The 13,737-nt window shown below is 72.5% G+C and carries 11 protein-coding genes; 9 read left to right on the forward strand and 2 right to left on the reverse strand.

All coding sequences use genetic code 11. The annotated features are described in order from the left end of the window. Positions 1-81 precede the first annotated feature (81 nt). Positions 82-963 carry a carbohydrate kinase gene (locus AB0D66_RS14900; protein WP_362302085.1) on the reverse strand — a complete coding sequence of 294 codons (882 nt, stop codon included), beginning with the start codon at positions 961-963 and terminating at the stop codon, positions 82-84. Between the two features lie 75 nt (positions 964-1,038). On the opposite strand from AB0D66_RS14900, the gene AB0D66_RS14905 reads away from it, so the two are divergent. Then, a complete protein-coding gene (locus AB0D66_RS14905) occupies positions 1,039-1,470 on the forward strand; it encodes a Rieske (2Fe-2S) protein (protein WP_362302088.1) in 432 nt (143 codons plus the stop codon). 18 nt (positions 1,471-1,488) lie between these two features. Here AB0D66_RS14905 and AB0D66_RS14910 read toward each other — a convergent pair whose 3' ends face one another. Then, the gene (locus AB0D66_RS14910; RefSeq protein WP_362302091.1) at positions 1,489-2,523 is read right to left on the reverse strand and encodes a hypothetical protein; all 1,035 of its coding nucleotides are present in this window, start codon (positions 2,521-2,523) and stop codon (positions 1,489-1,491) included. Between the two features lie 229 nt (positions 2,524-2,752). On the opposite strand from AB0D66_RS14910, the gene AB0D66_RS14915 reads away from it, so the two are divergent. The 8 genes from AB0D66_RS14915 to gap all read left to right on the forward strand — a co-directional run bounded on the left by AB0D66_RS14915 (position 2,753) and on the right by gap (position 13,631). Next, a complete protein-coding gene (locus tag AB0D66_RS14915; RefSeq protein ID WP_362302094.1) occupies positions 2,753-3,349 on the forward strand; it encodes a papain-like cysteine protease family protein in 597 nt (198 codons plus the stop codon). Positions 3,350-3,354: 5 nt separating this feature from the next. Beyond that, positions 3,355-4,143, forward strand: a complete 789-nt coding sequence (locus tag AB0D66_RS14920) for a hypothetical protein (protein ID WP_362302414.1) — start codon at positions 3,355-3,357, stop codon at positions 4,141-4,143. A gap of 139 nt (positions 4,144-4,282) precedes the next feature. Continuing rightward, entirely contained in the window at positions 4,283-6,277 is a 1,995-nt protein-coding gene (gene uvrC, locus AB0D66_RS14925) for an excinuclease ABC subunit UvrC (RefSeq protein WP_362302097.1), read from the forward strand. A gap of 33 nt (positions 6,278-6,310) precedes the next feature. Beyond that, a complete protein-coding gene (rapZ, locus tag AB0D66_RS14930; protein WP_069919778.1) occupies positions 6,311-7,258 on the forward strand; it encodes an RNase adapter RapZ in 948 nt (315 codons plus the stop codon). Beyond that, entirely contained in the window at positions 7,255-8,310 is a 1,056-nt protein-coding gene (gene yvcK / locus AB0D66_RS14935; RefSeq protein ID WP_362302101.1) for a uridine diphosphate-N-acetylglucosamine-binding protein YvcK, read from the forward strand. Before rapZ ends, yvcK begins: the two co-directional genes overlap by 4 nt. Beyond that, positions 8,301-9,296, forward strand: a complete 996-nt coding sequence (whiA, locus tag AB0D66_RS14940; protein ID WP_030009075.1) for a DNA-binding protein WhiA — start codon at positions 8,301-8,303, stop codon at positions 9,294-9,296. Before yvcK ends, whiA begins: the two co-directional genes overlap by 10 nt. Before the next feature lie 157 nt (positions 9,297-9,453). Then, entirely contained in the window at positions 9,454-12,417 is a 2,964-nt protein-coding gene (locus AB0D66_RS14945) for a M14 family zinc carboxypeptidase (RefSeq protein ID WP_362302104.1), read from the forward strand. Positions 12,418-12,626: 209 nt separating this feature from the next. Further along, a complete protein-coding gene (gene gap / locus AB0D66_RS14950) occupies positions 12,627-13,631 on the forward strand; it encodes a type I glyceraldehyde-3-phosphate dehydrogenase (protein ID WP_362302108.1) in 1,005 nt (334 codons plus the stop codon). Positions 13,632-13,737 lie beyond the last annotated feature (106 nt).

Raw genomic sequence — 13,737 nt, forward strand, 5'->3', positions numbered from 1 at the left:
GGGGCTCCGTTCCCGGGCAGAGCCCAGCACGTCAGGCGCCGGGCAGCGGGTGTGCGGGGAACACCGGGGGCCGGGGGCGGCTCATGGCTCGAGCTCGGCCGCGTACGGCGGCTCCGCGCCCGCGCGGGTGCAGGTCAGGGCCGCCGCGTGGGCGGCGTAGCCCAGGACGTCCGGCCAGTCCACCGGGCCGGTCCCCGTGCCCGAAAGCCGGTGCAGCAGGGCCGCGTTGACGGTGTCGCCCGCCCCGATCGTGTCCGCCACCGCGACCGCGCGGGCCGCCGCCGAATGCTCCTCGCCCTCCCGGGTCCACACCGTCAGCCCCGCCGCGCCCCGGGTCAGCACCACCGCCGACGGACCCGCCGCGAGCCAGTCGGACACCCGGCCGCCCAGCCACGCCGCGTCCTCCTCCGACAGCTTGAGGACGGAGGCGTACGGCAGCAGCCGCGTCAGGAACCGGGCGCGGTAGCCCGCCGGATCCGCGATCAGCGCCGGCCGGATGTTGGGGTCCAGCAGGGTCAGCAGCCCGCGCCGCGACTCCCGGCGCAGCAGGGCCTCGTACGCGCTCGCGCCCGGCTCCAGGACCAGCGAGCAGGTCCCGAGCGCCAGGGCCCGTACGGACTCCGGGAGGGCGGGCGGCAGCGTGAACAGGCGGTCCGCGGTGCCCTCGACGTAGAAGCCGTAGGAGGCCGAGCCGTCCGGGGCCAGCGAGGGCACGGCGAGGGTGGTCGGCTCCGGCCCGCGCTGCACCAGCGACAGGTCCACCCCGGCGGCGCGGAGCCCGGCCAGCAGGCTCTCGCCGAACCCGTCCGCCGAGACCCGCGAGCAGAAGGCCGCCTCGGCCCCGAGGCGGCCGAGCGCGAGCGCGGTGTTGTAGGGTCCGCCGCCCGGCCGCGGCAGCAGGGCGCCCGGCGGCCCCGCGACGGGGACCAGGTCGATGAGGGCTTCTCCGCCGACGACGATCACGCGGGGGAAGCTACCGCATCGGTCGGCGGTATCGTCGGGGGCACCGTGCCCGGCCCGTTCCACCAGGAGAGTTCCATGCCCGCGTCGCCGTCTCCCGCCCGCCGTACCGTTCTGCGGGGCGCCGCCGCGCTCGCGGGAGCAGCCGGCGCCGGAGCGGCCCTGACGGCCTGCTCGACCGGGACGAACAGCGGCGGGAACACCCCCGCGACGCCCACCGCCCCCGTGGACCTGGGGGCCGCGGCCGAGGTGCCGGTGGGCGGCGCCAAGCTGTACCGCGAGCGGAAGCTGATCGTCAGCTGCCCTGCGGCGGGCGAGTACAAGGCGTTCAGCGCCCAGTGCACGCACGCCGGCTGCGTACTGGACAAGATCGTCGAGGGCGAGGGGAACTGCCCCTGCCACGGCAGCCGCTTCGACGCGGCCACCGGCAGGGTGCTGAAGGGCCCGGCCACCGACCCGCTGCCCGCCGTCCCCGTCAAGGCGGAGAACGGCAGGCTCATCGCGGGCTGACCCGCCACGGGCCCGGCCTCAGTCCCAGTCCCAGGCGATCCCGAGGATCCCGCGCCGCACCGACTGCTCCACCAGGTGCACCGCCCGGTGGCGGCCGCTCGGCGTGAGGTCCGCGAAGCCGGTGCGCGGAGCCTGCGGGCCGGACCGGGCGAAACGGCGGCAGCGCACCGGCAGGGCCGCCTCGTCGAAGCGGACCTGGAGCATGTACTGGCCGCCCGCGTAGCTGAACCCGCGCACGTACTCGTCGCTGCGCGCGCCCGTGCCGTCCTCGATGCCGTAGCCGAAGACGTACGTGTCGCCGCGCCGCAGCCGGGCGTCGAAGAGCAGCTCGGCGACCACCACCCCGGCCTCCCGGTGGGTCCGGATCCGCCCGGTGCGGCAGTTCTCGTACGCCGTCACCGCCATCCGGGACGTGTCGCAGCCCGGATCGCCGTGATGGATGGCGAGGTAGCGGTCGACCCCGTCGCGGTGGGCGCGCACGATCTGCTGCGACTCGCGCGTGCGCATCTCGCCCTCCGCCCCGATCCGGACCCGCTCGTGGTGGCCCAGCGAGTGCAGTCCGCCGTCGGGCGGGAGCTCCATCGAGGCCAGCAGCCGTTCCACCGCGGCGCCCACGCTCACCAGGGCCCGGTAGGGACGGGCGGCCGGGCGGGCCGGGCCGCCGGCGGTGTCGGGGGCGGCCAGCAGCCGGAGCAGGGCGCCGTCCGGCAGCTCCAGGATCTCCTCCAGGGCGCCGACGGCCCGCAGGGACTCCGCGTGCCGGGGCCGCCGGGCGCCCTGCTGCCAGTAACTGAGGCTGGTGACACCGACCTTGATGCCGCGGGCCGCGAGCCGGTGCTGCACCCGGTGCAGCGGCAGGCCGCGGGCGGCGAGGGCGGCGCGCAGGGCGAGGTGGAAGGGGCCGCCGCGCAGCAGCTGCCGGAGCTCGGCCGTGCCTGCCGTGCCTGCCGTGCCTGCCGCACCTGCCGTGCCTGACGGGCCCGGCGCGCCCCGCGGGCCTGCGGCGACGCCGGCCGGGCCGGGCGCGCCCGCCGCGTCGCCGGTGGGCAGCATGGCGACTCCTCTGTGAACGTTCACTCGCGCCGGCCCGGGGGATCGCGCTGGCGGCACCGGGGGACCAGGTGGCACGGCAGCAACCGTTCACACCGCAGCCCCACCGTTCACACCGCAATGTCAACGCGTATTGAAGCGTGTTGACCTGATCACGACAACACCCCGATGCTCCTCCACAGCGTCCGGACGCGCTCCTCCACCCCCACATCCCCGCTTCGGGAGGAACGCGATGCGCCACCGAAACAGGCGGCTTTCCCTCGCCGCCTTCGTCTCCGCCCTGCTGTTCGCCCTGTCCCTCGGCGCCGGAACCGCCACCGCCGCCCCCGCCGACACCGAGTCCGCCCTCGCCTACAAGCGCCTGAACATCACCATGCAGGCCCAGCAGAAGACCAACTGGTGCTGGGCCGCCGGCGGAAACACCATCGCCACCTGGTTCGGCCGGAACCACACCCAGAACCAGTTCTGCAACGCCGCCTTCAACCGCCAGCAGGGTTCCGACTGCCCGAACAACCAGGCCACCCTCGGCAACGTCCAGACCGGCCTGCGCTGGGCGGGCATCAACGCCGGCTCGTACGTGAACGGCTGGCTCCAGTACTCCACCGTGCAGACCGAGATCAACGCCAACCGCCCGATCGAGACCCGGATCCAGTGGTCCAACGGCGGCGGCCACATGCACGTCGTCTACGGCTACGACACCGCCAACAGCTGGGTCTACTGGGGCGACCCGTGGCCCTCCAGCGACCGCTACAACTGGGCCTCGCACGCCTGGTACGTGAACAACAGCACCTTCTCCTGGACCCACTCCCTCTACCGGATCGGGGCGTGAGCGCCATGACCTTGCGCGCCACCGCCACCGCCACTGCCGCGGCCCTCGCCACCGCCTGCGCCGCCCTCCTCTGCCTCGCGCCGCAGGCCGCCGCGGCGCCCGTGCCGCAGCCGCAGGCCGCCACGGCCGAGACCCGGGCCGCCGCCGCGCGGACGGCCGCCGCACCGGAGACCCTGGCCACGCTCTCCCGGTTCTTCGCCCGCGAGGGGAAGGTCTCGCTCGAGGCCGCGCAGCCCCGCATAGCGGGGGAGGCCGTACCGGTGCACTACCTCTCCCCGGAGTTCGTCGCGGGCACGGCGGGGGCGAGCGTCGCCCGCCTGGAGTTCCTCGCCAGCGAGGCCGTCTCCTCGGACGGGCAGCGCGCCGCGCTGTGGACGGCGCGGACGGAGGCCGGCTGGCAGGTGGTGAACATCGCCACCGGCGACGACGAATTCCGCTACGCGCAGCTGGGCGCCGCGAAGCTGCCGGGCGGCACCGTGTTCCGGGAGCCGCAGATCGACGCGTGGTACGTGGCCGAGGGGAGCCGGGTGCTGCCGCTGGACGAGGACGCGGTGCGTGCGGTGGGCGCCGGGGGCACCAGCCTCGGCGCCTACCGGGCCCGGGTCGCGAAGGCGTACGGCGACAAGCTCCCCGGCTCCGCCTATGCCCTGCGGGGCGTGGCCGGGGGGTTCGCGGAGGGTTCCGCCGAGCCTGATGCGCCGGTGAGCGGCGTGTTCGGCGGGGCCGGCGCGCTTGCCCTCGGGGCGCTGGGCGTCCTGGGCGTACGCCGCTTCCGCCGATCCGCGGAGGCCTGACCCGCCCCCGCGGGGCCCGGCCGGCTCCACCGGCCGGGCCCTGCGGCCCGCCCCTGGACGGGCCCCGGTTTTCGAGCCGCGCCCGGCGGGACGGGGAGCGTACGGCCGGTTGTCGGAGGGCGCCAGTAGGGTGGTTGGCATGGCCGACCCTTCCAGTTACCGACCCAAGCCGGGACAGGTCCCCGACTCACCAGGGGTGTACCGGTTCCGCGACGAGCACCGCCGGGTGATCTACGTCGGGAAGGCCAAGAGCCTGCGCCAGCGCCTGGCGAGCTACTTCCAGGACATCGCAGGCCTGCACCCCCGTACCGCCACCATGGTGACCACGGCCGCCTCCGTCGAGTGGACCGTGGTGTCCACCGAGGTCGAGGCGCTCCAGCTGGAGTACTCCTGGATCAAGGAGTACGACCCGCGGTTCAACGTCAAGTACCGCGACGACAAGAGCTACCCCTCCCTCGCCGTGACGATGAACGAGGAGTACCCCCGGGTCCAGGTCATGCGCGGGCCCAAGAAGCGGGGCGTGCGCTACTTCGGTCCCTACGGCCACGCCTGGGCCATCCGCGAAACCGTCGACCTGATGCTCCGGGTGTTTCCGGTACGGACCTGCTCCGCGGGCGTGTTCAAGCGCTCCGCGCAGATCGGCCGCCCCTGCCTGCTCGGCTACATCGGCAAGTGCTCCGCCCCCTGCGTCGGCCGGGTCACCCCCGAGGAGCACCGCGAACTGGCCGAGGACTTCTGCGACTTCATGGCCGGCCGGACCGGCACCTACCTCTCCCGGCTGGAGCGGGAGATGCACGAGGCGGCCGAGGAGATGGAGTACGAGAAGGCCGCCCGGCTCCGCGACGACATCGGGGCGCTGCGCCGGGCCATGGAGAAGAACGCCGTGGTGTTCACCGACGCCACCGACGCCGACCTGGTCGCGGTCGCCGAGGACGAGCTCGAGGCCGCCGTGCAGATCTTCCACGTACGCGGCGGCCGGGTCCGCGGCCAGCGCGGCTGGGTCACCGACAAGGTCGAGGCCGTGGACACCGCCGGGCTGGTCGAGCACGCCCTCCAGCAGCTCTACGGGGAGGAGACCGGCGAGTCCGTCCCCAAGGAGGTGCTGGTCCCCGCGCTGCCCGAGGACGCCCCCGCCCTGAGCCAGTGGCTCGCCGCGCGCCGGGGCTCGGGCGTCAGCCTGCGCATCCCGCAGCGCGGCGACAAGAAGGCCCTCATGGAGACCGTCCACCGCAACGCGCAGCAGTCCCTCGCCCTGCACAAGACCAAGCGCGCCAGCGACCTCACCACCCGCTCCCGGGCCCTGGAGGAGATCGCCGAGGCGCTGGATCTGGACAGCGCCCCGCTGCGCATCGAGTGCTTCGACATCTCCCACCTCCAGGGCGACGACGTGGTCGCCTCGATGGTGGTCTTCGAGGACGGGCTCGCCCGCAAGAGCGAGTACCGGCGCTTCCAGATCAAGACCTTCGAGGGGCAGGACGACGTCCGCTCCATGCACGAGGTGGTCTCCCGCCGCTTCCGGCGCTATCTCCAGGAGAAGCTGAAGACCGGCGAGTGGGACGCGGAGGAGGGCGCGGAGCCCGAGGACGACGGGCGGGCCAAGCGGTTCGCCTACCCGCCGCAGCTCGTCGTGGTCGACGGCGGGCAGCCGCAGGTCGCCGCCGCCAAGCGGGCCCTGGAGGAGCTCGGCGTCGACGACGTGGCCGTGTGCGGCCTGGCCAAGCGGCTGGAGGAGGTCTGGCTGCCCGGGGAGGACGACCCCGTCGTGCTGCCCCGCACCAGCGAGGGCCTCTACCTGCTCCAGCGGGTCCGTGACGAAGCCCACCGTTTCGCCATCCAGTACCAGCGCAACAAGCGCGGAAAGCGCCTGAAGGCGGGCCCGCTGGACGAGGTGCCCGGCCTCGGCGAGAGCCGCAAGCAGGCCCTGGTCAAGCACTTCGGTTCGGTGAAGAGGCTCCGACAGGCGACAATCGACCAGATCTGCGAGGTCCCGGGCATAGGCCGCAAGACGGCCGAGGCCGTGGCCGTGGCCCTCGCCCGGTCGGTCCCCGCCGGCCCTGCCGTCAACACGGCGACAGGAGAGATCATTGAGGATGAGAACCCCGCCCCCGCGGGTGGGGCCGCCTCCCAGCCGTAGCCGGGAGCCATCGTCCGAACGGGGGACCGAGCAATGACCGAGCACGAGACCGCGCACGACCGAGACGGAGCACAGGTGAGTACGGGCACGACAGTGGAGCCCGGCGAGACCGCCGAGGCGGCCATCCCCGAGCTGGTGATCATCTCCGGGATGTCCGGGGCCGGCCGCAGTACGGCGGCCAAGTGTCTGGAGGACCTCGGCTGGTTCGTCGTCGACAACCTGCCGCCGGCGCTGATCCCCACCATGGTGGAGCTCGGCGCCCGTTCCCAGGGCAACGTGGCGCGCATCGCCGTCGTCGTCGACGTCCGCGGCCGCCAGTTCTTCGACGCCCTGCGCGAGTCCCTCGCCGACCTCGACAGCCGCGGGGTCACCCGCCGCATCGTCTTCCTGGAGTCCTCCGACGACGCGCTGGTCCGCCGCTTCGAATCGGTCCGCCGCCCGCACCCGCTCCAGGGCGACGGGCGCATCACCGACGGCATCGCCGCCGAGCGCGACCTGCTGCGCGAGCTGCGCGGGGACGCCGACCTGGTGATCGACACCTCCAGCCTCAACGTCCACGAGCTGCGCGCCAAGATGGACGCCCAGTTCGCCGGGGACGAGGAGCCCGAGCTGCGGGCCACCGTCATGTCCTTCGGCTACAAGTACGGCCTGCCGGTCGACGCCGACCTCGTCGTCGACTGCCGCTTCATCCCCAACCCGCACTGGGTCCCCGAGCTGCGCCCCTTCACCGGGCTCAACGAGGAGGTGTCGGGGTACGTCTTCGGCCAGCCGGGCGTGAAGGAGTTCCTCGACCGCTACACCGAGCTGCTCCAGCTCATCGCCACCGGCTACCGCCGCGAGGGCAAGCGGTACGTGACCATCGCGGTCGGCTGCACGGGCGGCAAGCACCGCAGCGTGGCCGTGTCCGAGAAGCTCGCCGCCCGCCTCGCCTCCGAGGGAGTCGAGACCGTCGTAGTCCACCGGGACATGGGGCGCGAGTGACCGCACGGACCCCGCGGCTGAGCCGCCTGCGCCGCCTCACCCCGGGACGGGGCGAGGACGGCGCAGGCCGCTCCGGCCGCCGGCGCGGCGCCGCGCCCAAGGTGGTCGCACTGGGCGGCGGCCAGGGCCTGTCGGCCTCCCTCGCCGCCCTGCGCCGCATCACCGGTGACCTCACCGCCGTGGTCACCGTCGCCGACGACGGCGGATCCAGCGGCCGGCTCCGCGAGGAGCTCGGCGTGCTGCCGCCCGGCGACCTGCGCAAGGCGCTGGCCGCGCTGTGCGGAGACGACGACTGGGGCCAGACCTGGGCCCGGGTCATCCAGCACCGCTTCCAGTCCCAGGGCGACCTGCACGGGCACGCCGTCGGCAACCTGCTGATCGTCGCCCTGTGGGAACAGCTCGGCGACCCCGTCCAGGCCCTCGACCTGGTGGGCCGGCTGCTCGGCGCGCAGGGCCGGGTGCTGCCCATGTCGGCGGTGCCGTTGGAGCTCCAAGCCCTGGTCAAGGGGCACGATCCGGCCCGGCCCGAGGACGTGGACACCGTCCGCGGCCAGGCCACCGTGGCCCTGACCCCGGGCGAGGTGCACTCCGTACAGGTCGTGCCGCGCGACCCGCCGGCCGTACCGGAGGCCGTCGCGGCGGTCCTCGACGCGGACTGGGTGGTCCTGGGTCCGGGGTCCTGGTTCTCCTCCGTGATCCCCCACCTTCTGGTGCCGGAGCTGCTCGACGCGCTGGTCGAGACGAAGGCCCGCCGGGTGCTCTCGCTGAACCTCGCGCCGCAGCCCGGCGAAACAGAGGGCTTCTCTCCGCAGCGTCATTTGGAGGTTTTGGCCCGACACGCCCCTAAACTCGCCCTGGACGTGGTGCTGGCCGACGAGGCCGCCGTGCCCGACCGCGAGTCCCTCGCCGATGCCGCAAAACGGTTCGGTGCCGCGGTCGAGCTGGCGCCCGTGGCCAGGGAAGACGGGTCTCCGAAGCATGATCCGGAGCTGCTCGCCGCCGCGTACGACCGTATTTTTCGGATGCATGGAAGGATCGGCCCATGGCGATGACGCCCGCGGTGAAGGATGAGATCTCCCGCCTCCCCGTCACCCGGACCTGCTGCAGGAAGGCGGAGGTCTCGGCGATCCTTCGGTTCGCGGGCGGCCTGCACCTGGTGAGCGGCCGCATCGTCATCGAGGCGGAGCTCGACACCGGGATCGCCGCCAGACGGCTCCGCAAGGACATCCTGGAGATCTTCGGCCACTCCTCGGACCTGGTGGTCATGGCTCCCGGCGGACTGCGCCGCGGCAGCCGCTACGTGGTCCGGGTCGTGGCCGGGGGCGACCAGCTGGCACGCCAGACCGGGCTCGTGGACGGCCGCGGCCGCCCGATCCGGGGTCTTCCCCCGCAGGTGGTCTCCGGGGCCACCTGTGACGCGGAGGCGGCCTGGCGCGGCGCCTTCCTGGCCCACGGCTCGCTCACCGAGCCGGGCCGGTCCTCCTCCCTGGAGGTCACCTGCCCCGGTCCGGAGGCCGCCCTGGCCCTGGTGGGCGCCGCCCGCAGGCTCTCCATCGCCGCCAAGGCGCGCGAGGTGCGCGGCGTCGACCGCGTCGTGGTCCGCGACGGCGACGCGATCGGCGCGCTGCTGACCCGGCTCGGCGCCCACGAGTCGGTGCTGGCCTGGGAGGAGCGGCGGATGCGGCGCGAGGTGCGCGCCACCGCCAACCGCCTGGCGAACTTCGACGACGCCAACCTGCGCCGCTCGGCGCGGGCCGCCGTGGCGGCCGGAGCCCGCGTCCAGCGCGCGCTGGAGATCCTCGGCGAGGAGGTGCCCGAGCACCTCGCGGCGGCGGGCCGACTGCGCATGGAGCACAAGCAGGCCTCCCTCGAGGAGTTGGGCGCGCTCGCCGACCCGCCGCTGACCAAGGACGCGGTCGCGGGCCGGATCCGCCGGCTGCTGGCGATGGCCGACAAGCGCGCCCAGGACCTCGGCATCCCGGGCACGGAGTCGAACCTCGATCTCAGCGAGGAGATGGCCGACAACATGGCGGGCTGACCAGGTCGGCTGACCTGCCTGTACCCGCGCTGGAGGGGGTCTGCACGATCACTCGTGCGGACCCCCTTCCCGTACCAGGCCCCATTGACATGGGCATGGACTGGTCGTGAGCCTTTCGTCCGGACACTTTCGTGGCAGACGACGCCCTGGGGGGCATATGAGGCACCGAGCGAGATCGATCCTCGCCGCAAGCGCACTCGTCTTCGGCACCGCGCTCGCCGCGCTACCCGCGTCGGCGCAGGCCCAGCCCGGCCCGGGCGCCGGATCCGGCTCGGACGAGGTCCGCGTCTACGACGCCGACATCACCAAGGAGCAGGTCCCGCTGGTCCTCGCCGCCGGCCAGGACGCGCACGAGCTCGCCGAGCGCGCGCCCGAGAGCGGCACGGCCAGGGTCGAGCTGTTCCTGACCGGCGACCAGGCCGAGGCGCTCGCCGGACAGGGCATCGAGCTCGCCGAGCGCAAGGTCCCCGGCGAGGGACTCGCCCGCGCCCAGAAGGCCGACGGGGACGGGGTGTTCCGCCCGTACAGCGGCAAGGGCGGCCTCCGGGAGGAGATCCTGCGGACGGCCCAGGAGAACCCGGCGCTCACCAAGGTCGTCTCCATCGGCAAGACCGTCCAGGGCAAGGACATCCTCGCCCTCAAGGTCACCAAGAACGCCAGGAAGACCAAGGACGGCGACAAGCCGGCCGTGCTCTACATGTCCAACCAGCACGCCCGCGAGTGGATCACCCCGGAGATGACCCGGCGGCTGATGCACCACACCGTCGACAACTACGGCAAGGACCCTCGGGTCACCAAGCTGGTGGACTCCACCGAGCTGTGGTTCCTGCTCTCGGCCAACCCCGACGGCTACGACTACACGCACGCGCCCGACGGCGAACGGCTGTGGCGCAAGAACATGCGCGACAACGACGGCGACGGCAAGCACACCGCCGTCGACGGCGTCGACCTCAACCGCAACTTCGCCTACAAGTGGGGCTACGACAACGAGGGCTCCTCGCCGAACCAGGCGAGCGAGACCTACCGCGGTCCCAAGGCCGGATCCGAGCCCGAGACCGCCGCCCTCGACGCCTTCCAGAAGCGCATCGGCTTCGAGTACGCCATCAACTACCACTCCGCCGCCGAGCTGCTGCTCTACGGCGTGGGCTGGCAGGTGGCCACCCCCACCCCGGACGACATCGCCTACAAGGCGCTCGCCGGCACCCCGGAGAACCCGGCCGTCCCGGGCTACTACCCGCAGGTGTCCTCCGAGCTGTACACCACCAACGGCGAGGCCGACGGCCACGCCTCCAACGTCAACGGCATCATGATGTTCACGCCGGAGATGACCACCTGCCAGACCGCCTCCGAGAGCGACCCGGCCGACCGGTGGAAGCCCGAGGACTGCGCCTCCGGCTTCAACTTCCCGGACGACGAGAAGCTCATCCAGGCGGAGTTCGCCAAGAACGTCCCCTTCGCCCTGTCGGTCGGCGAGAGCGCCGCCCACCCGGACCGTCCGGCGTCCGTCGTCGGCCTGAGCGCCGCCGACTTCACCGTGGACCCCTTCACCACCTCCTACGCGCCCCGCGGCGAGGACCAGACGGTCGCCGTCACGGCCCGCAAGGCGCTGAAGGACAAGGAGCTCAACTTCCGGATCAACGGCGGCCGTACGCACGACGAGGACCTCAAGGCCTGGAAGGGCGGCGACGTCTACGGCGGCGAGGACAACAACTGGTTCGACGAGTACCGGGCCGAGGTGGACGGCGCGAAGCCCGGTGACAAGGTCGAGGTGTGGTTCACCGGCCGCGACGGCTCCGGCAGGAAGGTCTCCAGCGAGCACTTCACGTACACGGTGGCCGAGCGGCCCCGCGCGGACGTGCTGGTGATCGCGGAGGAGGGCGCCAAGGCCCGGCACGCCCAGGGCTACGTCGACGCCCTGCGCGCCAACGGCAGGTCCGCGGCGGTCTGGGACGTGGCCGCCCAGGGTGCTCCGCACCACCTCGGGGTGCTCTCCCACTTCCGTACGGCCGTCCACTACACCGGGGCCCAGACCCCGGGCGGGGACACCCAGCTCGCGGTCCGCGACTTCCTGAACGAGGGCGGCAAGCTGATCGAGGCCGGCGAGCTGGCGGGCGGCAACGCCCAGGTCGGCCGCGCGGTGACCAACGACTTCAGCCAGTACTGGCTCGGCGCCTACGGGCGCACCAGCGTCAGCGGCGCCACCGGATTCACCGGCGCCGGGTTCCTGAACGGGGCCAAGGGCGGCCTCGGCGACGCCGCGGGCAACCCGCTCAACGCCCCCGGCTCCTACACGGTCACCTCCGACACCCTGGCCCCCGCGCAGTTCCCGCAGTTCAAGAGCGCGCAGGCCGGTCAGTTCGGCGGGGTCGTCAACCCGTACGCCCCCTACGCCGGGAGCCAGATGGCCTCCGCCCTGCACGCGGACGACGACTGGAAGCGGCTGACCCGCACGATCGACCTCACCAAGGTCACCGCCGCGGACAGGCCGCAGCTGAGGTTCGCGCTGAGCTGGAACGTCGAGGAGGGCTACGACCACGCCGTGCTGGAGGCCCGCACCGCCGGCGGGGACGACTGGACCACGCTCCCGGACGAGGGCGGGCTGAGCAGCACCACCGTCCCCGAGGAGTGCGGGGCCGGCTTCTTCATCAGCGGCCACCCGTTCCTGCGCCGCTACCTCACCCTCGAGGGCGGCAGCTGCACCCCGCACGGCACCAGCGGGGCGTGGAACAGCTTCACGGCGTCCTCGGGCGGCTGGAAGCAGGTCTCCTTCGACCTGAGCGCCTACGCGGGCAAGACCGTGGAGGTCTCGCTCTCCTCCATCACCGACGGCGGCTCGGGCGGCCGCGGCGTCTTCGCGGACGAGGCACGCCTGAGCATCGGCGGCACCGACCAGGCCGTCGAGGGCTTCGAGACCTCGTTCGGCGAGTGGACCGCCCAGGGCGCACCTGCCGGAAGCCCTGAAGTTCCGGGCGATTGGTCCCGGTCGGGTGAGCTGTTCAAGTCCTATGCGGCGGTGACTACGCGTGACACCGTGCTGCTGGGCTTCGGCCTGGAGCACGTGCCGGCGGCGGCTGACCGAGCCGTACTCGTCGGTAAGGCCCTTCGGGCGCTGAACCGCTGATCAGCGGCCCTCCGAGGACTCACGCTGCGTAACGGGGGAGAAAGTCCCCGAGGTCCCGTGCCGAGCAACCGGTGCGGGGCCTCGGGGCGTGTCAGGCCCCGGCCGATGTCACTCAAAAGCTCACGGAGAGGTAGGGTCGTAAGCGGTCGGGGACATCCCATACAGCTCGCCGGCGCACTTACCGGCGCACCCAACGAGGAGATCGGTTCGTGACGATCCGCGTAGGCATCAACGGTTTTGGCCGAATTGGCCGCAACTACTTCCGGGCGCTCCTTGAGCAGGGAGCGGACATCGAGATCGTCGGTGTCAACGACCTGACTGACAACGCCACCCTGGTGCACCTGCTCAAGTACGACACCATCCTGGGTCGCCTCAAGGCCGAGGTCTCCCACACCGCCGACACCATCACCGTCGGCGGCAACACCTTCAAGACCTTCGCCGAGCGCGACCCCGCGAACCTCCCCTGGGGCGAGCTGGGCGCCGACATCGTCATCGAGTCGACCGGCATCTTCACGAAGAAGGCCGACGCCGCCAAGCACATCGCGGCCGGCGCGAAGAAGGTCCTCATCTCGGCTCCGGCCAAGGACGAGGACATCACGATCGTGATGGGCGTCAACCAGGACAAGTACGACGCGGCCAACCACCACGTCATCTCCAACGCCTCCTGCACCACCAACTGCGTGGCGCCGATGGCCAAGGTCCTCCTGGAGAACTTCGGCATCGTCAAGGGCATGATGACGACGGTCCACGCCTACACGAACGACCAGCGCATCCTGGACTTCCCGCACTCGGACCTGCGCCGCGCCCGCGCCGCCGCCGAGAACATCATCCCGACCACCACCGGTGCCGCCAAGGCCACCGCGCTGGTGATCCCGGAGCTGGCGGGCAAGCTCGACGGCATCGCGATGCGCGTCCCGGTCCCCACCGGCTCCGTGACCGACCTGGTCATCGAGCTGGAGCGCGAGGTGACCAAGGACGAGGTCAACTCCGCGTTCCAGAAGGCCGCCGAGGGACAGCTGAAGGGCATCCTCGACTACACCGAGGACGCGATCGTCTCTTCCGACATCGTGAACTGGCCCGCGTCCTGCACCTTCGACTCCTCCCTGACCATGGTCCAGGGCAAGAGCGTCAAGGTCGTCGGCTGGTACGACAACGAGTGGGGCTACTCCAACCGTCTCGTGGACCTCACGGTCTTCGTCGGTGGCCAGCTCTAAGGTCACCTGGTTCTAAGGTAGGCACCACGATGTGAGCACAGGGTCCGGGCCGCGCGACGAAGCGCCGCACGGGCCCTGTCGCTTGTCTCGTTCTCCCTTCCTCGCC

The organism is Streptomyces sp. NPDC048270, assembly GCF_040652335.1.
GTDB lineage: Bacteria > Actinomycetota > Actinomycetes > Streptomycetales > Streptomycetaceae > Streptomyces.